Source organism: Denitromonas iodatirespirans (assembly GCF_018524365.1).
Classification (GTDB): domain Bacteria; phylum Pseudomonadota; class Gammaproteobacteria; order Burkholderiales; family Rhodocyclaceae; genus Nitrogeniibacter; species Nitrogeniibacter iodatirespirans.
Genome location: NZ_JAEKFT010000006.1, coordinates 202809 through 223382 on the forward strand (window position 1 = coordinate 202809; position 20574 = coordinate 223382).

Consider the following 20574-nt stretch of genomic DNA (forward strand, 5'->3'; position numbering starts at 1 on the left):
ACTTAACTCTCGGGCAGGGTTTCAAGCACGGCGCTGACACCGCGGACGGCCGCATCCACCTTCGACGCCAGCCGTTTGTTCTCGGCCTGCAGCGCGGCGATCCGCGATTTGAGCTCGCGGTTCTCCTGCTTCTGTGCCTCGAAGTGGCGGATCAGTTCTTCCAGTTGCTGCTGGAGGTGGTCGAGTTCGGCGTCCATGAGCGAAATGGTAGTGAGCGCATGCGGGCCAGGTCAAGCAAGCTGTGCACGGATGGCGGCCGCATGCGTGTCGCCGAAGCACTGCGCCAGGCGATCGAGGTCGAGATATTCGGCCAGGCAGTCGGCCAGACGGTCCAGGTCGGCCTGCCGCCGCGCCGCCACGTCGACGGGCTGCGCGCCCGATACACCGGCCCAGCCGAGCAGTGCGTGCAAGGCCTCCGGCGCATCGAAGAGGCCATGGGCATAGCTGCCGAGCACTTGGTCGTCGGCGCTGATCGCCCCGTCGTCGCGCCCGTCGTCGAAGCGCACCGCCGGCCGTGCCAGCGCCGCGCCGCGGCTGACGCCCATGTGGATTTCGTAACCGCGCACGCCGGCGTCACCGGTCAGGCACAAGCGGCCGGTGACATTGGCCAACTGCTTGCTCGCCGCCAGCGTGGTCTCCATGTCGAAAATGCCCAGCCCGTCGCTGCTGCCCGGCGTCCCTTCCACCCCGCGCGGATCGTGAATGTGCGCGCCGAGCATCTGAAAACCGCCGCAGATGCCGATCACCTTGCCACCATAGCGCAGATGCCGGGCAATGGCGTCGTCCCAGCCCTGCGCCGCCATCCACGCGCGATCCGCACGCACGCTCTTGGAGCCCGGCAGCACGATCAGGTCAGCCGGCGGGATCGGCTGCCCCGGCCCGACCCAGCGAAAATCCACCTGCGGATGCAGGCGCAGCGCATCCAGATCGGTGTGGTTGGAGATGCGCGGAAAGGCCGGCGCCACCACCCGCAGCGCGATCTCGCCCTTCTCGGCACGGGCATCGCCGAGCGCATCTTCGGCATCGAGGAAAAGGCCGTGCAGATAGGGCAGCACGCCGATCACCGGGCGGCCGGTGCGCGCTTCGAGCCAGTCGAGGCCGGACTGCAACAGGCCGATGTCGCCCCGGAAGCGATTGATGATGAAGCCCTTGACCCGCGCCTGCTCACTCGGCGAGAGCAGCTCCAGCGTGCCGACCAGGTGCGCGAACACGCCACCGCGGTCGATATCCGCCACCAGCACCACCGGGCAGTCGGCGGCCTCGGCAAAACCCATATTGGCAATGTCACGGTCGCGCAGGTTGATCTCGGCCGGGCTGCCGGCCCCTTCGACCAGCACGCAGTCGTAGGCCGCCGTGAGGCGCCCCCAGCTTTGCATCACCGCGGCCATCGCGGTCGGCTTGTAGTGGTGGTAGTCCTTGGCCGACAGCGTCGAGGTGACCTGGCCATGGATGATCACCTGGGCGCCGATGTCGGTCGCCGGCTTGAGCAGCACCGGGTTGAAATCGGTATGCGGCGCGACGCCGGCGGCCAGCGCCTGCAGGGCCTGCGCCCGGCCGATCTCGCCGCCGTCGGCCGTCACCGCCGAATTGAGCGCCATGTTCTGCGGCTTGAACGGCGCCACCCGGCAACCGCCGCGTGCCAGCAAGCGGGCCAGTCCCGCCACCAGCGTGGTCTTGCCGGCATCCGAGGTGGTGCCCTGCACCATCAGCGTCGCGCACTCAGGCATCACGTACAATCCCGTCTTCGAAAAACCCCGGATTATCCCGCAAGCGCGCCGACGCCGCCCGTGTTTCGCCCATGCCCCCCTTCACCCAACTGGCCCTGACCCTCGCCGCCGGCGTCCTGCTCGACCGCCTCATCGGCGAGCCGCGCCGCTATCACCCGCTGGTCGGCTTCGGCCGCCTGGCGGGCGCGCTCGAGCGCCGGCTGAACCGGCCGGCGTTCGGCATCGCGCGCGGCGCGCTGGCCTGGTCGCTGGCGGTGCTACCGCTCGTGCTGATCGCGCTGTGGCTGCGCCAGCAGGGGGGCGGGGTGGCGCTGGCGACCGACGCCATCCTGCTGTGGTTCGCCCTCGGCGCGCGCAGCCTGGTCGAACATGCGCAGGCGGTCGCCACGCCCTTGCAGGCGGGTGATCTGGCCGAGGCGCGACGCCGTGTCGGCTGGATCGTCTCGCGCGACACCGCCGCGCTGACGCCGGCGCAGGTGGCCGCCGCCGGCACCGAGTCGGTGCTGGAGAACGGCAACGACGCCATCTTCGGCACGCTGTTCTGGTTCCTCGTCGGCGGCGGCCCGGGCACCCTGCTGTTCCGCTTGGCCAACACGCTGGACGCGATGTGGGGCTACCGTACAGAACGCTACCTGCACTTCGGCCGCCTCGCCGCCCGCATCGACGACGTGCTCGGCTGGCTGCCGGCCCGGCTCACCGCCCTGAGCTACGCCCTGCTCGGCCACACCCGCAGCGCGCTGCACAGCTGGCGCCACCAGGCGCCGGCCTGGAAGAGCCCCAACGCCGGGCCGGTGATGGCCGCCGGCGCCGGTGCGCTGCAGGTGCAGCTCGGCGGCGAAGCGCCCTATCACGGCCAGATGACCCAACGCCCGGCGCTGGGCACCGGTGCCGCCCCGGATGCCGCCAGCCTGGTCGCCGCCATCGCGCTGGTCCGGCGCGCGCTGGTGCTGTGGGTGGCGCTCGCGCTGCTCGCCGGTGGCCTCGTGTGGGGGCTGGCGCATGCTTGAGCATGGCGGCGGCCTGCGCGCTGCGGCGGCGCAGTACGGCATGGCGCCAGCGCACTGGCTGGACCTGTCCACCGGCATCAACCCCGTCCACTATCCGGTGACGGCGCCGCCCGCTGGCGCCTGGCACCGCCTGCCGGAACCCGATGCCAGCCTGCTGGCGGCGGCCGCCAGCTACTACGGCAGCGACCAGCTCCTGCCGGTGGCCGGCAGCCAGGCCGCCATCCAGGCCTTGCCGGCCGTGCTACCGGCCCGGCGCATCGGCCTGCTGGCGCCGAGTTATGCCGAACATGCCCATGCCTGGCGCGGGCGCGAGGTCGTCGACCTCGACGCCGAGGCCATCGATGCCACCATCGACACCCTCGACGCGCTGCTACTGGTCCACCCCAACAACCCGACCGGGCAGCGCGTTGCCCGCGCGCAGCTGAGCGACTGGCTCGGCCGCCTGCAGGCACGCGGCGCCACGCTGATTCTCGACGAAGCCTTCATCGACACCGATCCGGCCGACAGCCTTGCGCCCCTGGCCGGTCAAGCGGGGCTGGTCATCCTGCGCTCGCTGGGCAAGTTCTTCGGCCTGGCCGGTGCACGCGTCGGTTTCGTGCTGGCGCCGGCCGACCTGCGCCGCGCACTCGCCGAGCAGCTCGGCCCGTGGACGCTCAGCGGCCCGGCGCAGGACATCGCCCGGCAGGCGCTGAGCGACACGCCCTGGCAACTGTCCGCCCGCCGCCAGCTGGCCGAGGCCGGCGCCCGAATGGGCGCGCTGCTGACCCGCCACGGCGCGCGGCCACACGGCCCGGCCCTGTTCAAATACGTGCCCACGGCCTCGGCGCGCCGCTGGCAGGACGCCCTCGCGCAGCACGCCATCTGGGTGCGCGCCTTCGACACCCCGGCCGCCCTGCGTTTCGGCCTGCCGGCCGACGAGACGGGCTGGACGCGCCTCGACACCGCCTTGCATCATGCCCGCTCGACCGGCCTCACCCTGGAGTAAGCTCGACCCATGATCCGCCGCTTCGCCCTCCCCGTACTCGCCCTCGTGCTGTGTCTGGCCGGCCCAGCCGCCCGCGCCCAGATCGTGGTCTCCGACGATGTCGGCCAGACGGTACGCCTGCCGGCGCCGGCCAAGCGCATCGTCTCGCTGGCACCGCATGTGACCGAAGTGATCTACGCCGCCGGTGCCGGCGAGGCGCTGGTCGGCGTCGTGGCCTACAGCGATTACCCGCCCGAAGCACGCACGGTCGCGAACGTCGGCAGCTATGTGCGCTTCGATCTGGAAGCCATCGCCGCCCTCAAGCCGGACCTGGTCATCGGCTGGCGCAGCGGCAACCCAGCCACGCAGATCGAGCGCCTGCGCGCCCTCGGCCTGCCGGTGTACATCAACGAATCGCGCAGCCTCGAGGCGGTGGCCCACACGCTGCGCCAGATCGGCATCCTGGCCGGCACGCAGCGCGCCGCCAATGCCGCCGCCGACGCCTTCCTGGCCCATCGCAACCACCTGCACGCGCAGTACGCCGACCGGCCGCCGGTGCCGGTGTTCTACCAGATCTGGAACCAGCCGCTGATGACCATCAACGGCCACCACCTGATCTCGGACGTGATCCGCCTGTGCGGCGGGCGCAACGTGTTCGACAGCCTCAGCGTGCTGGCCCCCAAGATCGGCATCGAAGCGGTGCTCGCCGCCGACCCGGAAGTCATCGTCGCCAGCGGCATGGGCGAGGCGCGCCCCGAATGGCTGGACACATGGCGCCGCTGGGACCAGCTCAAGGCGGTGCAGCGAGACAATCTGTTCTTCGTGCCGCCGGACCTGATCCAGCGCCACACACCGCGCATCCTCGACGGTGCCGACCTGATGTGCCGCCACCTCGACACCGCGCGCGAGCGCCGTCAATGAGCACCTCGCGACTGCCCCAGCGCATCGTCTGCCTGTCCACCGAAACGGTGGAGGTGCTGTATGCCCTGGGCGAAGAAGACCGCATCGCCGGCATTTCCGGCTTCACCGTGCGCCCCGCCCGCGCGCGCAAGGAAAAGCCCAAGGTCAGCGGCTTCTCCAGCGCCCGCATCGATCGCATCCTGGCCGTGCGTCCGGATCTGGTGCTGGCCTTCTCCGACCTGCAGGCCGACATCTGCCGAGACCTGATCCGCGCCGGTGTGGCGGTGCATGTGTTCAACCACCGCGATGTCGAGGGCATCCTGGCGATGATCCTCACCGTCGGCCGGCTGGTCGGCGCGACCGAGCGCGCCGAGGCGCTGGTGGCCGATCTCGAAGCACGACTGGCGACCGCCCGTGCCGCCGGCGAGGCGCGCCTACAGCGGCTCGGACGACGACCGCGGGTGTATTTCGAGGAATGGGACAGCCCGATGATCTGCGGCATCCGCTGGGTCTCGGAGCTGATCGAGGTGGCCGGCGGCGAGGACATCTTTGCCGACCGCGCGCATTGCCACAGCGCGGGCGAACGCATCATTGCCGACGGTGGCGAGGTGCTGGCGCGCACGCCGGACATCATCCTCGCCTCCTGGTGCGGCAAGAAGCTGCGCGCCGAACAGATCGCCGCGCGCGAGGGTTGGGCGGCGCTCGAGGCGGTGGCCCGGCAACGGATTCACGAAATCAAGTCGCCGCTGATCTTGTCGCCCGGCATGGCGGCCATCGAGGCCGGCCTGCCCGCCATCGCCGCGGCCCTAGACGCCTTCGAGGCGCGCTGACGCGAAACGCCGCTCAGTCGGTCGACTGCGGAGGACTGGCCAGCACCGAGACGCGCGCCTCGGCATAGTAGCGACGCCACTCCCGCCGGGTGCCGCGCCACCAACGGCCGTCGAACACGCGTGACAGTCGCGGCAAGGAGCGCTGCAAGTAATGCGTGGCGGCCGAATGGGCGCCCGGTTGCGGCATCCGCGGCGCGATACCGAGCGCCACCAGGCGATCGGTCAGCGTCGGATGAAAGCTCAAGCCCCCCTCTTCGCACACCAGGGAGCGCAACACCCGGTGCTGCGGCGCCGCGTGAAAACCCGCCGCCACGCCCATGCCCATGTCGCGGAACGGCCGCAGGCTGGGCCGTGGCATCTGCGCGGCCTGGGACATCACGGCGTCCCAGTAGTCGGTTTCGATGAAGTTCGCCTTCATCGCCACCTCCACCAGCGTATCGCCCAGCAGCTTGGGGCCGATGACACGCGCGGCCACACGATCGGCTTCGTATTCTTCCAGGTGGTTGAGGCGCACCGCGGCCATCAGATCGGCCTCGGCCCAGCCGGACAGTGCCCGGTCGAGCAGACGGGCCGGCGCGCTGTCGTCGGCGGCGATGCGCTCGCACACCCGATGCCACCAGGCCCGCACATGCGCCCCCCAGGCACGCCACCCACCACGCTGGCGCTGCAGATGCGCCAGCTCATGGGCCAGGATCGCGGCCAGCTGGCGCGGCGACACGCTGTGCACCAACGGCAGGCCGATGATCAGCGTGGTCTCCATGGCGCCCCACACGCCGCGCCGCGGCCGCTGGAAGACGGCGGCGTTCATTTCGGCCGAAATCCGGATATTGCCGATGGACTCGGCGCCCATGCGCTCGGCCAGGTTGTCGACCAGGCGATACAGGGCCGGCGCCGCCTCACGCCCCACCCGCACGCCCTCGGCCTGCGGCGGCGGCGCGATCAGCCAGCGCACGATGCTCACCGCGAGCCACGCCAGGGCGCCGGCCAACACCACCATGCCGCCTTGCACCGGACCCGACTCGGCCGAGCCGGCCGCCACGACCAGCCCCAGCGCCGCCGCGGCGCATACTCCCGCGACCAGCAACAGCAGCGCCAAAGCCCCGGCAGCCCGCCACGACAAACGGCGGGCCAGACGGCGCACGGTGGCGGCAGAACGGGGGCGGATTCGAGTCATGGCAGACGGGTAAACCGGGGAGGACACACTGTAAACGATTGAAATGACAATAAAAATACAACTTTGGTCATAAGCTTCGCCAGATCTGCGGACGGCATATGACATTCTACTTGCAGCACTGCGACATCCCATACCCCGACTGGCCTCATGCCGGAGACATTTGTCGCAGTGCACGAAAAAGAAACGGGCGACCCAAGGCCGCCCGCCCCTCCCTCTGACCTGCCTCAGGCAAGTTTTCTGGAATTATCCGCCTGCCCGGCACGCACGCCGAGCTGATTGACCGCCGACACCAGCGCCTTCACCGAGGCGGTGACGATGCTGCCGTCGATCCCCACCCCGAAGACCGAGCCCGCCGGGCCTTCGCCCTGCAGTTCGATGAAGGCCACCGCCCTGGCGTCGGAGCCCTCGCCGATGGCGCGCTCCTCGTAGCCGAGCAGCTTCGCCTCCGGCGCGAGGGCATGCAGCGCCGCATCGATGGGGCCGTTGCCGATACCGCGCAGTACCTGCGGCTGACCGTCGCGGACCACACTCATGTGGATCCCCTGCTGCTCGCCATGCTCGAACAGATGATGTTCAGCATAGGCCACTACGTCGCGGTTATCGAGGTAGGTGGCGGCGAAGATGGCCCACAGGTCTTCGGCGCGCATCTCGCGGCCGGTGTCGTCGGTCACTTCCTGCACCGCATTCGAGAAGGCCACCTGCAGGCGGCGCGGCATCACCAGCCCATACTCGGTCTCGAGCAAATAGGCGATGCCGCCCTTGCCCGACTGGCTGTTGACGCGGATCACCGACTCGTAGCTGCGGCCGAGGTCGGCCGGATCCACCGGCAAATAGGGCACGGTCCACGGTGCATCGGCACGCTGGACCGCAAAGCCCTTCTTGATGGCGTCCTGGTGCGACCCGGAGAAGGCGGTGAACACCAGATCGCCGGCATAGGGGTGGCGCGGGTGCACCGGCAACTGGGTGCAGTGCTCGACGGTGCGTGCGATTTCGTTGATGCGCGAGAAGTCCAGGCCCGGATGCACGCCCTGGCTGTAGAGATTGAGCGCCAGCGTCACCAGGTCAACATTGCCGGTGCGCTCGCCATGGCCGAAGAGGCAGCCTTCGACCCGGTCCGCCCCGGCCATCACCGCCAGTTCGGCTGCCGCCACAGCGGTGCCGCGGTCGTTGTGCGGATGCACCGACAGCACCACCGCCTCGCGCCGGTCGAGATGGCGGCTCATCCATTCGATCTGGTCGGCGTAGACGTTCGGCGTGCTCATCTCGACCGTGGCCGGCAAGTTGATGATGCAGGGCCGCTCGGGCGTCGGCGCCCACTCGGCGATCACCGCATTGCACACCTCGACGGCAAACTCGAGCTCCGTGCCGGTGAATACCTCGGGGCTGTACTGGAAGACGAACTCGGTGTCCGGCTGCTCGGCGGCCAGCTCGCGGATCAGCCGCGCATGCTCGACGGCGATCTGCTTGACGCCGGCACGGTCCTGGTCGAACACGATACGACGGAAGTTGGGCGCCGTGGCGTTGTAGAAATGGATGATCGCCCGGCGCGCACCGCGCACCGCCTCGAAGGTGCGGCGGATCAAGGGCTCGCGCGCCTGGGTCAACACCTCGATGGTCACGTCATCGGGAATCTCGTCCGCGTCGATGAGATGGCGGACGAAGTCGAAATCGGTCTGGCTGGCCGAGGGGAAGGCCACCTCGATCTCCTTGAAGCCGATCGCCACCAGCGTCTTGAACATGCGCAGCTTGCGCTCCGCATTCATCGGTTCGAACAACGCCTGGTTGCCGTCGCGCAAGTCGGTGCTCATCCACACCGGCGGGCGGCTCAGCGTGGCGTCGGGCCAGGTCCGGTCGGCGAGCGGCCGGCCACCGGGGAAGGGGTTGAAGGCAGGGTACTTCTTGCTCGGATCGTTCAACATCGGAGGGACTCCTCGATTCTGGTCAGTTTTTCATTCGCATTCGGGTGGCCGTCACGGCAACCGGGCGGCCACGGCATCCAGGCCCGGTCACCGGTCGGCAGTCGCAGGAAAAATCGAAGAATCGGAAACATGGTCGCTCCACAGGCGCAATGCGCCACGCATGGCTTCACACCGCGGGTTGCGCGGCGGGGGATCACAACAGGAGGGGGAAGGAATTAGCTGCGCGGGGCGCGCAGCAGCAGACCCAGACCGTTGAGAGCGGTCAGGCGGGCGGCCATCAGGGCGATGGCGGAGCGGGTCTGGTGCGAAATCATGGGTGCAAAACTAACGGGCCAGGGCGTCGGCTGTCAACACCCCGGCGCGAATCCGCGATTAAACGGCGGTGATGCCGGGATACCAGGCATCCACCAGCTCGCCCACACGGTAGCTCTTCAGGCCCTTGGCCGAGGACAGCCATTGCTCGACGGCAGCGCGCTGCTCGTCGGTCACCGAACCGCGGCCGGCACAGCACACGAAGCCGCTGTCGTCGCCACCGCCGTAGATCAGCCCCAGCGGATCGATGGCCTGGGTGAAAAAGGCCTCGTAAAAGGCTTCGATCGACGCCTCATCGGCCTCTTCGGGGAAACTCAGGTCGATATCGAACCCCAGTTCCTTGAACTCACCCACGCATAGTTTCTTGCGCAGGCGCGCACTACGCCGCTTGCTCATTCGGACAGACTCCTGAATCCAGACACCAGAAAAAACCGGCTCAGGCCGGTTGCAGCCTTGGCGTGACCGGCGCTTCGCGGATGGGCAGATTGGCCACCGCCGCCAGCGCCGCCAGGGCGATGTCAGCGTACCACATCCACTGGTAGTCGCCGGTCTGGACGATGGCGATGCCGCCCAGCCAGGCGCCAAGGAAGCCGCCGACCTGGTGCGACAGCAGGGTCAGCCCGAACAAGGTGGCCAGGTAGCGGGTGCCGAACAGCTTGCCGACCACGCCAGCGGTCGGCGGCACGGTCGCCAGCCAGGTGAAGCCGAGGCCGGCGGCGAAAATGTAGAAGGTCATGGCCGTTTTCGGCGCCATCAGATACAGCGCCACCAGCACCGCGCGCGAGCCATACATCCAGGCCAGCACATACTTGCTGCGGTAACGCTGCACGCACCAGCCGGCGTACAGGCTGCCGGCGATGTTGGCCAGGCCGATAATGGCCAGCGACCAGCTGGCCACCTCCACCGGCAGGCCGCACAGACTCACCTCGCCCGGCAGATGCGTCACCAGAAAGGCGATATGGAAGCCGCAGGTAAAGAAGCCGGCATGCAGCAGCAGGTAGCTGCGGTCGGCGAAGGCCGCGCGCAAGGTGTCGCGCATGCCGCGTTCGGCAGGCGGCGCCTCGGCCGTGGTAGACGCGCTAGCCGGTGCGGGCCGGGCGCGCAGGGCGCGGGCCATCGGCAAGGCCGCCAGGGTGATGAGCGCCAGCGAGTACATCGCGCCGACCCAGCCGAACAGACTGATCAGCTTCTGCAGCAAGGGGGCGAAGACGAACTGCCCGAAAGAGCCGCCGGCATTGATCACCCCGGCCGCGATGCCACGACGATGCGCCGGCAGGCGCTGGGCGGCCGCGCCGATCAGCACCGAGAAACTGCCCGCACCGGAACCGGCGGCCAGCAGGAAACCGATGGAAAACACCAGCCCGAGCCCGGAGTCCATCATCGGCGTGAGCGCCGCGCCCAGCGCCATCAGGATCACCCCGGCGGCCAGCGCGCGCCCTGGGCCCCAGCGGTCGGCCACCGCCCCGGCCACCGGCTGGATCGCGCCCCACACGAACTGTGCCACCGCCATGGCGAAACTGATGGTGGTGATGCCCAGGCCGGTGGAGGTGTTGATCGGCGACATGAACAGGCCGAGCGTCTGCCGCCCGCCCATGGTGATCGCCAACAGGCCGGCGGCCAGCAGGATCAGGCCCCAGTGCCTCATTTCAGGATCGTCGCGCCAGCGCATGGTCAGTTGTCCTCGGGCAGGGCCGGCTTGAGACGCACCAGCGCCTCTTCCAGCGTTCGGTTGAGATCGGCAACGAAGGCGCGGTCCATCACCGCCTCCAGGTCGCGTTGTGCGTCCGCCCACACGGCCTGGGCGATCTCGCGTTGCGCGACACCGGCGGGAGTCAGGGCCAGCAGGCGCTGGCGCGCATCCCGCCCCGTGCTCTGGCTGACCCAGCCGGCCGCAAGAAGCGGCTTGAGGCCACGGGTGAGCGTGGTGCGGTCCATCTCGAGCCGCTCGGCCAGGGCCAGCAGGCTCTGCGGCTCGGGCGCGAGATGGGCCAGCAGCGAGTACTGGGTCAGGCGCAGCCCGATGGTGCGTAGATAGTGCTCGTAGAACACCGTGACGCGGCGCGTCAGCCGGCGCAGCCGGGCGCCGGTGCAAGCCAATGGCGGAAGAACGGGCGCGGATGTCGGCGGGTTCATGGCAGGCGGCCAATTACGTGTATATGCACGTTATAGCCCCGTCACCCCCTCGGAGGCGAGGACAATTCCTACGCGATGGCGCGCCAAGTGTCCGGTTCGACGCTCACACAACCGTGATCACCGGAAACCATCAGCACGCCGTCCTGCACCATCACCTGCCAGGCCGTGGTGCGGGCCACGGTCGCCGCCAGCGCCTTGACCTCGGCCTCGGGGAAGGCGATCACCTCAAGCTTGCGCAGGCGTGTCAGCTCACGCTGTGCGCCCTGCCACCACAGCAGGGATGACGACCCGGCGTAGGGATGCACGGTGACGCGATCGGCCCGCCCGGCGGCCTTGATGATGCGCCGCGCCTCCGGCTGGCCGACATCGATCCAGTGCTCGATGCGCCCGTCCAGGCTGGCCAGGCACAGGTCCGGTTCGTCCGGCTCGCATAGTGCACTGGTCATGGCCAAACGCTCGTCGGCCTGACGGGCGAAGGCCAGCACCCGCGCCACCAGGCGCTGATCGGTTTCGGACGGATGGCGCGCCAGGGTCAGCGCATGGTCGGCGTAGTAATGCCGGTCCATATCCGCAATCTGCAACTGGAACTTGAACACCGTGGACTTGAGAGCCATGCCTGCGCCGCCCGGAAAAAGGCGACATGGTACGCACAAGCGCCAGGGATGGGATGGCGCAGCGCAAAATAATCTCCTGCGCCGGAACGATATCCGTTATCATCCGGCCTCCCGTACGCGTCGACCAATCAGCGTACCGGCCAGAATCATTCAACCTGGGCAGTGCGACACCTGTTCGCCCGCCCACTTCCCCCGCCAGCCTTGATTGGTGTCGCTCGATCTGAGCGACAGGCCGTCGCTGGAGCAGAACACAATGCAATCCGAAAACACCTTTGCCGCCCTCGGGCTGGCAGAACCCCTGTTGCGCGCCCTGAACGACGCGGGCTACACCACCCCCACCCCGATCCAGACCAAGGGCATCCCCGCCGTGCTCGCCGGTGGCGACCTGCTCGCCGCCGCCCAGACCGGCACCGGAAAGACCGCCAGCTTCGCGCTGCCGATCCTGCACCGCCTGATGGAAACCGCCCAGCGCACCCGCACCGGTCGCCCGCGCGCCCTGATCCTGACCCCGACCCGCGAACTGGCGGCCCAGGTCGACGAATCGGTGCGCACCTACGGCCAGCATCTGCCGCTGCGCTCCTTCGCCGTCTATGGCGGGGTCAGCGTGTTCGGCCAGAGCAAGGCCCTGCGCCGCCCGGTGGACATCCTGGTGGCCACGCCCGGCCGCCTGCTCGACCACATCAGCCAGGGCAACCTGAGCCTGTCGGATGTCGAGATCCTGGTGCTCGACGAAGCCGACCGCATGCTCGACATGGGCTTCATCCGCGACATCCGCAAGATCATGGACAAGCTGCCGGCCAAGCGTCAGAACCTGCTGTTCTCGGCCACCTTCAACGACGAGATCCGTGGCCTGGCCAACAGTCTGCTGACCAACCCGGCCAGCGTCGACGTGGCACCGCGCAACACCACCGCCGAGCGGGTCGACCAGTCGCTGATGATGGTGCCCCAGAGCAACAAGCGCGACCTGCTGATCCACCTCATCCAGGAACAGCAATGGTTCCAGGTGCTGGTGTTCAGCCGCACCAAGCACGGCGCCGACCGTCTGGCCGAACAGCTGACCCGCGCCGGCATCCCGACTGCCGCCCTGCACGGCAACAAGGCCCAGAACGCCCGCACCCGCGCGCTCGACCAGTTCAAGCGCGGCAAGCTGCAGGTGCTGGTGGCCACCGACATCGCGGCCCGCGGCATCGACGTCGATGCCCTGCCGATGGTGGTGAACTTCGAACTGCCCAACGTGCCCGAAGACTATGTGCATCGCATCGGCCGCACCGGCCGTGCCGGCGCCGAAGGCAAGGCCGTGTCGCTGGTCTGCCCGGACAACGAGATGAAGCAGCTGCGCGCCATCGAGCGTCTGATTCAGACGCCCATTGAGCGCATCGTGGTGGCCGGTTTCACGGTCGATGAGGCACGCGCCTCGCGTCAGCGCCCGCCGCGCGACGCCAACGCGCCGGCCCAGCGCAACGGCCATCGCCACCGCCGCGAGAATCCGGAGCAGTCGCCGGCCGCCCGCAGCACCGACGGCAAGCGCGGTCTGCATCCGCAGCGCGCCCCGCGCGACGCGCAGGGCCAGGGTCGCGGCAAACCGGCGGCACGCCCCCAGGGGTCGGGCCAGGGTCGCGACACCCGCGCGCCGCGCCGCTTCGGCAATTCGGACTGAGGCACGGGCGACTCCCGCCCTGCCCCAATGACAAACGCCGGCAATGCCGGCGTTTGTCTTTTCGGGCGGTCGAACCGAAGGCTCAGTCGCGTTTGGGCACCATGATCTCGGCCTCACCGGTGAGCACGACGGTCTCGCCGACGGTGCACACGGTATCGAACAAGGCCTTGCGCTTCTCCGGCGTGAGCGACTTGACCGTCACCCGCGCCACCACGGTGTCACCGATGCGCACCGGCGCCTTGAACTTGAGGGTCTGCGACAGATAGATGCAGCCCGGCCCCGGCAGGCGCGTGCCGAACACGGTGGAGATGAAGCTCGCCGACAACATGCCGTGGGCGATGCGCCCGCCGAACATGGAGGCGGCCGCCAGCTCCTCGTTCATGTGCACCGGATTGGTGTCGCCCGACACCCCGGCGAACAGCAGGATGTCCGCTTCGGTCACGGTATGGCCGTAGGCGGCGCTCATGCCCACCGTCAGATCTTCGAATCGGTGCCCGTAGAACTCTTCGAATTGCGTATCGCTCATCCGGCTGCTCCTGTTGAGGGGGGTGGGCTATTCATACCACGGACGGAAGATCGCTGCCCACCGCATGCACCAGCAAGAAAAAACCCGGCCGAGGCCGGGTCTTTCTGAACAACGTAATCGCTGGGATTACTTGCCGTTGACGGCGGCTTTCAGCGTAGCGCCTGCGGAGAACTTGGGCACGCTCGAGGCAGCGATCTTGATGGTCGCGCCGGTCTGCGGGTTGCGGCCGGTACGGGCAGCGCGCTTCGACACTTCGAAGGAGCCGAAACCCGTGAACGCCACTTTGCCGCCCTTGGCGAGCTCTTCCGCAATGATGTCGAGCATGGCGGACACGGCGCGGTCAGCTTGAGCGCGCGAAACGTCCATACGGTCGGCCAGCGCTTCGACGAATTCACCTTTGTTCATGTTGATCCTCGGAGTGGAGAGTGGGAGGGGTGTTTCCTAGCCGCCGATTCTAGCACCGAATATCCGCGCTTTGCGTGGCCGAATGCAAGTATTGACGGGGTTTCTGGGATTTGGGTCGCATATTTTTACCAGTTCTGCGAGAAGGTCAACCCGGCGCGGAGAATTATTTTTTCGATGCTGCGCCGCAGCACTCCTTTCTACACGTTCGCCAAACGGTCCTGATGCTTGCCGCCCAACCCCAGGTAGGTTTCGATTACACGCGGGTCGTCGGCCAGTTCATGGGCCGGGCCGCTCATCGCGACCTCGCCGGTCTCCAGCACATAGGCATGATCGGCCACTTGCAGCGCAGCACGGGCATTTTGCTCGACCAACAGGATCGAAACGCCCCGTTTTCGCAGCTCGCCGATGATGCGAAAGATCTCCCGCACGATCAGCGGCGCCAGTCCGAGGCTCGGTTCGTCGAGCATCAACAGCTTGGGGCGGGCCATCAAGGCACGGCCGACGGCCAGCATCTGGCGCTCGCCGCCGGACAGGGTGCCGGCCATCTGGGTCCGCCGCTCCTTGAGCCGCGGGAACAACGCATACACCTCTTCCATGGTCTGGCCGTGGTCGCGCTGCCCCATGCGATAGCGCTGGAAAGCGCCGAGCACGAGATTGTCCTCGACGCTCATCTCGCCGAACAGCTCGCGCTTTTCGGGCACCAGGTTCATGCCGCGCGCGACCATGCGCTCGACCTCGGGCACACGCTCGACAGCACCGTCGAAAGCGACCTCGCCCGTCGACGGCAGCACGCCCATGATCGCCGACAGCAGCGTGGTCTTGCCGGCGCCGTTGGGGCCGATGACGGTGACGATCTGCCCTTCGCCGACGCTCAGATTGGCGTTGTGCAGCGCCTCCACCTTGCCGTAGGACACGCACAGGTCCTTCACTTCCAGCACATTCGCCATCACGCCACCCCGCCCAGATACGCTTCGAGCACCGCCGGATTCTTCTGCACCTCTTCCGGCAGGCCTTCGGCGATCTTCTCGCCGAACTCCATCACCACCACCCGATCGACCAGGCCCATCACGAAGTCCATGTCGTGCTCGACCAGCAGGATCGCCATGCCCTCGCCGCGCAGCTTGCGCAGCAACTCGGCGAGGATCTGCTTCTCGCGATAGCGCAGACCGGCGGCCGGCTCGTCGAGCAGCAGCAGGCAGGGGTCGGAACACAGCGCACGGGCGATCTCCAGGATGCGCTGCTGGCCCAGCGCCAGCGAGCCGGCGGCGTCGAACATGTGCTCGGCCAGGCCGACGCGCTCGATCTGGCGTGCCGCCTCGGCGAGCAGGCGCGCCTCCTCGGCCCGGTCCAGCCGCCAGGCGGCGGGCAGCACCGATTTGCTGCCGCGCATGTGTGCGCCGATGGCTACGTTCTCCAGCACGCTCATCTCCGGCAGCAGGCGCACATGCTGGAAGGTGCGGCTCATGCCCATGCGCGCCACCTCGCGGGCGGTCTTGCCGGCCACGTCCTGGCCGCGGAACAGCACCTCGCCCGAGGTCGGCGTATCGACACCCGAGACCTGGTTGAACATGGTGCTCTTGCCCGCACCGTTGGGGCCGATCAGGGCCAGGATCTCGCCGGCGGCGACCGACAGGTTCATGGTGTTGTTGGCCACCAGCCCGCCGAACTTGCGTGTCACGTCGATGGCCTGCAGCAGCACCTCGCCGGCGGCCGGCATCTGGCGCCGCGGCAGGGGGGCGGCACCGGCATCGACCTTGCGCTTGCTGGCGGTATCCGGCCACCAGCGCGCCAGGATCGGCCAGATGCCATTGGGCGCGCGCTGCAGGATCAAGACCATCATCACGCCGAAAACGATCACCTCGAAGTTGCCCGAGGCGCCGAACAATACCGGCAGGATGTCCTGCAGCCACTGCTTGAGAATCGTGATCACCGCCGCGCCGATCACCGCCCCCCACACATGGCCGGCACCACCGACCACCGCCATGAAGAGGAACTCGATGCCGATGTGCAGGCCGAAGGGCGTGGGGTTCACAAAGCGCTGCATGTGCGCATACAGCCAGCCCGAGGCGGCCGCATGCAGGGCGGCGATGACGAAGATGATCATGCGCGAGCGCGAGGTATCCACGCCCATCGACTCGGCCATCACCCGCCCGCCCTTGAGCGCGCGGATCGCCCGCCCCTCGCGCGAATCGAGCAGGTTGCGGGTGGTCAGGATGGCCACCAGCAAAAAGGCCCAGATCAGGTAGAAGATCTCTTCGCCCTCGTTGAGCACCCAGCCGAACAGGCTGATCGGCGGAATCCCGCTCAGGCCGGTGTGGCCGCCCAGCACCTCCATGGTGCCGAACAGGAAATACAGGCTGATGCCCCAGGCGATGGTGCCCAGTGGCAGGTAGTGGCCGGACAGCTTGAGCGTGAGCGAGCCGAGCACCACGGCCACCACGGCCGTCAGCAACAGCCCGATGATCAGCGCCAGCCAGGGCGAGCCGCCCGCCCAGGCCAGCCAGGCCGGCAGATGCTCGCTGGTGGTGAGCACCGCGGTGGTGTAGGCCCCGAGCCCAACGAAGGCCCCCTGGCCGAAGGACGTGAGCCCGCCAACACCGGTGAGCAGCACCAGGCCCAGCGCCACCATGGCGTAGAGGCCGATGTAGTTGAGCAAGGTCACATAGAACGGCGACAGCGTCACCGGCACGAAGACCAGCAGCACCAGCAGCAGCCACGGTAGGGCACGCACCAGCGGCACCTTGCCGGTGACCGGTGCCGGCACGGCGGAGGAACGGGGATTGCTCATTCATCTTCCTCCACGTGATGGCTGGTCAGCGAGCGCCACACCAGCACCGGGATGATCAGGGTGAACACGATGACTTCCTTGTAGGCACTGGCCCAGAAGGACGAAAAGGCTTCCAGCACGCCGACCAGGATCGCGCCCAGCGCCGCGATCGGGTAGCTGGCCAGGCCGCCGATGATGGCGGCGACGAAGCCCTTCAGGCCGATCAGGAAGCCGGTGTCGTAGTAGATGGTGGCGATCGGTGCGACCAGCACGCCCGACAGCGCACCGATCAGCGCCGCCAGCATGAAGGTCAACCGCCCAGCCAGCGCCGGCGAGATGCCCATCAGGCGGGCGCCGGCACGGTTGATGGCGGTGGCGCGCAAGGCCTTGCCGTAGATCGTTCGGTTGAAGAACAGGGCCAGCGCAATGATCAGCCCCAGCGAGGTGCCGATCACCCACAGCGACTGGCCGGAGACCATCATCGGCCCCACCGTGAAACTGGCATCCGAAAAGGACGAGGTCCGCGAGCCTTCGGCGCCGAAGAACAGCAGGCCGAGGCCGACCATGGCCACATGCACCGCCACCGACACGATCAGCAGGATCAGCACCGAGGCCTCGGCCACCGGCTGGTAGGCGATGCGGTAGATCATCGGCCCCAGCGGCACCACCACCGCCAGGGTCAGCAGCACCTTGGCCGCCAGCGGCCAGGTGTCGGTGCTCGTGGTGCGCATCAGCAGCAGCAGCGCCAGCGGATAGAGGATGTTGGCGGCCACCACCTGCAGCAGCCGCGCCATGCCGCCGCGACGCAGCGCATCGAGGCCGTCGAGCGCCACCACCAACACGCCGGCACCGAGCAGCAGCCACAGCGTGCCGGGCAGGCGGCCCGCTTCGATCATCGCCAGGGTCAGCGCGCCATAGGCGACGAACTCTCCCTGCGGGATGAAGATCACCCGGGTCACCGCGAACACCAGTACCAGGGCCAGGGCCAGCAGCGCGTAGATGGCGCCGTTGGTCACCCCGTCCTGCCCGAGCAACATTGCAATTTCCAGATCCATGGGACGAACCCCGTGTGCCACCGACCGCCGGCGCGCCTGCGCCGCCAAGCCTCGGCCTGACTCGACTCGACCCCGCGCCGATGGCGCGGGCATCCCGGCCCTCACGCACGGCAGCGCCGTGCGCGAGGGGTATCGGCACTTACTTCACCATCTGCCAGCTACCGCCCTTGATCTGCACCATCACACGCGAGCGCTGATCCAGGCCGAGGTGGTCGGTCGGGCTCATGTTGAAGATGCCGTGGGCACCGGCCACTTCCTTCAGGCCTTCGAGCGAATCGCGCAGCGCGGCACGGAATTCCGGCGTGCCAGGCTGGGCGCTCTTGAGTGCGCCGGGCACGGCATTGACCAGCAAGGTGCCGGCATCCCAGGCATGCGCGCCAAAGGTCGACACGCTGCCCTTGCCGAAGGCCGCCTCGTACTTGCTCACGTAGTCCTGGGCGGTCTTGCGCACCGGGTTGTCGGCCGGCAGCTGGTCGGCCACCAGCACCGGCCCGGCGGGCAGGAAGGTGCCTTCGCAGTCGGCGCCGCACACGCGCAGGAAGTCGTTGTTGGCCACGCCATGGGTCTGGTAGACCTTGCCCGCGTAGCCACGCTGCTTGAGGGTCTTCTGCGGCAGGGCGGCCGGCGTGCCGGAACCGGCGATGAGAACGGCGTCGGGCTTGGCGGCATACAGCTTGAGCACCTGGCCGGTGACCGAGGTGTCCGAGCGCTTGTAGCGCTCGTTGGCCACGATCTTCAGCTTGCGCGCTTCGGCAATCGCCGAGAACTGCTGCCACCAGCCTTCGCCGTAGGCATCGTCGAAGCCGATGAAGCCGACCGTCTTCACGCCGGCATCGACCATGTGCGAGACGATGGCGGTGGCCATCTGCTGGTCGTTCTGCGGGGTCTTGAAGACCCAGCGGCGCTTGTCGTCGACCGGGTCGACGATCTTGCTCGAGGCGGCCATGGAGATCATCGGCGTCTTCGACTCGGCCGCCACATCGATCATGGCCAGCGAGTTGGGGGTGATGGTCGAGCCGATCACCACGTCCACCTTGTCTTCGGAGATCAGCTTGCGGATGTTCTTGACCGCCGTGGTGGTGTCCGAGGCGTCGTCGAGGACGATGTAGTTCACCTTCTGGCCAGCGATGGTCTTCGGCATCAGGGTGAGGGTGTTCTTTTCCGGAATGCCCAGGGAAGCGGCCGGGCCGGTGGCCGACACCGACACGCCCACGGTGATGTCGGCCCAGGCTGCGCCGCTTGCGAAAGCCAGCCCGAATGCGGCCGCCATGATGGTCTTGTGCTTTTTCATGTTGTCTCCTCCTGGTTGTCATCGGCGGGCCCGCTTACCGCATCGGACCGCCGTCAAAAATTACCACATAGCAAATCGATTTGCGGTTATTAAATTCGCTCGATCACCAGGGCGATGCCCTGCCCCACGCCGATGCACATCGTCGCCAGCCCATAGCGCCCGCCGCTCGCCTCCAGCTGGCGCAGCGCCGTCAGCGCCAGCCGTGCGCCCGAAGCGCCCAGCGGATGACCGATGGCGATCGCTCCACCATTCGGATTGACCTGCGCCGCATCGTCGGCCAGCCCGAGCTGGCGCAGCACCGCCAGGCCCTGGGCGGCAAAGGCTTCGTTGAGTTCGATCACGTCCATCTGATCGATCGTCAGCCCGGCCAGCGCCAGCGCCTTCTTCGCCGCCGGCGCCGGGCCGATGCCCATGATGCGCGGCGCGACCCCGGCCGTGGCCATGGCCACCACCCGGCCGCGCGGCGTCAGCCCGTATTGCTCGGCGGCCGCGCGATTGGCCAGCAGCAGCGCCACCGAGCCGTCGTTCACCCCCGAAGCGTTGCCGGCGGTCACCGTGCCGTCAGGGCGCACCACGCCCTTGAGCCGGCCGAGCGCTTCGAGCGAGGTCTCGCGCGGATGCTCGTCCACGCTCACCACCACCGGGTCGCCCTTTTTCTGCGGGATGGTCACCGGCACCAATTCGCCGTCGAAGAAGCCGCGCGCGGCCGCCCCGGCGTAGCGTTGCTGGCTGCGCAGGGCGAAGGCGTCCTGGTCGGCACGATCAATGTCAAATTCGTCGGCCACGTTCTCGGCCGTCTCGGGCATCGAGTCGATGCCGTACTCGGCCTTGAGCTTCGCGTTCACGAAGCGCCAGCCGATGGTGGTGTCCTCGATCTTGGCGCTGCGCGAGAAGGCGCTGTCGGCCTTGGCCAGTACGAAGGGCGCGCGGCTCATGCTCTCGACACCGCCGGCGATCATCAGCTGCGCTTCGCCGCAGCGGATGGCGCGCGCCGCGGTGCCGATGGCGTCCAGCCCCGAGCCGCACAGGCGGTTGAGCGTGGCACCGGGCACGTCCACCGGCAGTCCGGCGAGCAGACCGGCCATGCGGGCCACGTTGCGGTTGTCTTCACCGGCCTGATTGGCGCAGCCGTAGTAGATATCGTCCACCGCGGCCCAGTCGACGCCGCGGTTGCGCGCGATGAGCGCACGGATGGGGATCGCCGCCAGATCGTCGGCACGCACGCCGGACAGCGCGCCGCCGTAGCGGCCAAAGGGCGTGCGAACGCCGTCACAGATCAACACGTCATGCAGC

Annotated in this window: 20 protein-coding genes; 5 read left to right on the top strand and 15 right to left on the bottom strand. The window is 68.3% G+C overall.

The genetic code is table 11. From position 1 onward, the window contains the following. Positions 1 to 2: 2 nt before the first annotated feature. Both I8J34_RS07760 and I8J34_RS07765 read right to left on the bottom strand, forming a co-directional pair. Entirely contained in the window at positions 3 to 197 is a 195-nt protein-coding gene (locus tag I8J34_RS07760) for a hypothetical protein (RefSeq protein ID WP_214360824.1), read from the bottom strand. A gap of 33 nt (positions 198 to 230) precedes the next feature. Beyond that, positions 231 to 1727 (bottom strand): cobyric acid synthase, encoded by a 1497-nt coding sequence (locus tag I8J34_RS07765; RefSeq protein ID WP_214360825.1) that lies wholly within the window; start codon positions 1725 to 1727, stop codon positions 231 to 233. 71 nt (positions 1728 to 1798) lie between these two features. On the opposite strand from I8J34_RS07765, the gene cbiB reads away from it, so the two are divergent. From cbiB to I8J34_RS07785, 4 genes are read left to right on the top strand one after another with little or no spacing between them, the layout of a single operon-like run. Beyond that, positions 1799 to 2734 (top strand): adenosylcobinamide-phosphate synthase CbiB, encoded by a 936-nt coding sequence (gene cbiB, locus I8J34_RS07770; RefSeq protein WP_214360826.1) that lies wholly within the window; start codon positions 1799 to 1801, stop codon positions 2732 to 2734. Then, positions 2727 to 3719: a threonine-phosphate decarboxylase CobD gene (gene cobD / locus I8J34_RS07775; protein WP_214360827.1), complete on the top strand. Its 993-nt coding sequence runs from the start codon at positions 2727 to 2729 to the stop codon at positions 3717 to 3719. The genes cbiB and cobD overlap by 8 nt, the downstream gene beginning before the upstream one ends. Before the next feature lie 9 nt (positions 3720 to 3728). After that, positions 3729 to 4619, top strand: a complete 891-nt coding sequence (locus I8J34_RS07780; RefSeq protein WP_214360828.1) for a cobalamin-binding protein — start codon at positions 3729 to 3731, stop codon at positions 4617 to 4619. Further along, complete coding sequence (locus tag I8J34_RS07785) at positions 4616 to 5428, top strand: ABC transporter substrate-binding protein (protein ID WP_214360829.1); 813 nt, start codon at positions 4616 to 4618, stop codon at positions 5426 to 5428. Before I8J34_RS07780 ends, I8J34_RS07785 begins: the two co-directional genes overlap by 4 nt. Positions 5429 to 5441: 13 nt before the next feature. On the opposite strand, the gene I8J34_RS07790 is transcribed toward I8J34_RS07785, so the two are convergent. From I8J34_RS07790 to I8J34_RS07815, 6 genes are all read right to left on the bottom strand, one after another. Further along, a complete protein-coding gene (locus I8J34_RS07790) occupies positions 5442 to 6602 on the bottom strand; it encodes a M48 family metallopeptidase (protein WP_214360830.1) in 1161 nt (386 codons plus the stop codon). Between the two features lie 224 nt (positions 6603 to 6826). Further along, positions 6827 to 8521, bottom strand: coding sequence for a 2-isopropylmalate synthase (gene leuA / locus I8J34_RS07795; protein ID WP_214360831.1), 1695 nt, complete (start codon positions 8519 to 8521; stop codon positions 6827 to 6829). Positions 8522 to 8893: 372 nt separating this feature from the next. Then, positions 8894 to 9229, bottom strand: a complete 336-nt coding sequence (locus tag I8J34_RS07800) for a YggL 50S ribosome-binding family protein (RefSeq protein ID WP_214360832.1) — start codon at positions 9227 to 9229, stop codon at positions 8894 to 8896. A 40-nt stretch (positions 9230 to 9269) separates the two neighbouring features. Further along, the gene (locus I8J34_RS07805; RefSeq protein WP_230411746.1) at positions 9270 to 10502 is read right to left on the bottom strand and encodes an MFS transporter; all 1233 of its coding nucleotides are present in this window, start codon (positions 10500 to 10502) and stop codon (positions 9270 to 9272) included. Between the two features lie 2 nt (positions 10503 to 10504). Beyond that, on the bottom strand, positions 10505 to 10966 hold the full coding sequence (locus I8J34_RS07810; protein ID WP_214360833.1) for a MarR family winged helix-turn-helix transcriptional regulator: 462 nt from the start codon (positions 10964 to 10966) through the stop codon (positions 10505 to 10507). A 68-nt stretch (positions 10967 to 11034) separates the two neighbouring features. Beyond that, the gene (locus I8J34_RS07815) at positions 11035 to 11580 is read right to left on the bottom strand and encodes a YaeQ family protein (protein ID WP_214360834.1); all 546 of its coding nucleotides are present in this window, start codon (positions 11578 to 11580) and stop codon (positions 11035 to 11037) included. A 253-nt stretch (positions 11581 to 11833) separates the two neighbouring features. Here I8J34_RS07815 and I8J34_RS07820 point away from each other — a divergent pair, with 253 nt between their 5' ends. Continuing rightward, positions 11834 to 13237: a DEAD/DEAH box helicase gene (locus tag I8J34_RS07820; RefSeq protein WP_214360835.1), complete on the top strand. Its 1404-nt coding sequence runs from the start codon at positions 11834 to 11836 to the stop codon at positions 13235 to 13237. A gap of 82 nt (positions 13238 to 13319) precedes the next feature. On the opposite strand, the gene I8J34_RS07825 is transcribed toward I8J34_RS07820, so the two are convergent. The 7 genes from I8J34_RS07825 to pcaF form a co-directional block, all read right to left on the bottom strand. Continuing rightward, on the bottom strand, positions 13320 to 13763 hold the full coding sequence (locus I8J34_RS07825; RefSeq protein WP_214360836.1) for a MaoC family dehydratase: 444 nt from the start codon (positions 13761 to 13763) through the stop codon (positions 13320 to 13322). Between the two features lie 126 nt (positions 13764 to 13889). After that, positions 13890 to 14168, bottom strand: a complete 279-nt coding sequence (locus tag I8J34_RS07830; RefSeq protein WP_214360837.1) for an HU family DNA-binding protein — start codon at positions 14166 to 14168, stop codon at positions 13890 to 13892. Positions 14169 to 14365: 197 nt separating this feature from the next. Further along, positions 14366 to 15115, bottom strand: coding sequence for an ABC transporter ATP-binding protein (locus I8J34_RS07835; RefSeq protein WP_214360838.1), 750 nt, complete (start codon positions 15113 to 15115; stop codon positions 14366 to 14368). Continuing rightward, positions 15115 to 16956: a branched-chain amino acid ABC transporter ATP-binding protein/permease gene (locus I8J34_RS07840; RefSeq protein ID WP_230411747.1), complete on the bottom strand. Its 1842-nt coding sequence runs from the start codon at positions 16954 to 16956 to the stop codon at positions 15115 to 15117. The genes I8J34_RS07835 and I8J34_RS07840 overlap by 1 nt, the downstream gene beginning before the upstream one ends. Continuing rightward, on the bottom strand, positions 16953 to 17990 hold the full coding sequence (locus I8J34_RS07845) for a branched-chain amino acid ABC transporter permease (protein ID WP_214360839.1): 1038 nt from the start codon (positions 17988 to 17990) through the stop codon (positions 16953 to 16955). The genes I8J34_RS07840 and I8J34_RS07845 overlap by 4 nt, the downstream gene beginning before the upstream one ends. A gap of 139 nt (positions 17991 to 18129) precedes the next feature. Next, positions 18130 to 19281: an ABC transporter substrate-binding protein gene (locus tag I8J34_RS07850; protein WP_214360840.1), complete on the bottom strand. Its 1152-nt coding sequence runs from the start codon at positions 19279 to 19281 to the stop codon at positions 18130 to 18132. Between the two features lie 89 nt (positions 19282 to 19370). After that, a complete protein-coding gene (gene pcaF / locus I8J34_RS07855; protein ID WP_214360877.1) occupies positions 19371 to 20573 on the bottom strand; it encodes a 3-oxoadipyl-CoA thiolase in 1203 nt (400 codons plus the stop codon). Position 20574 lies beyond the last annotated feature (1 nt).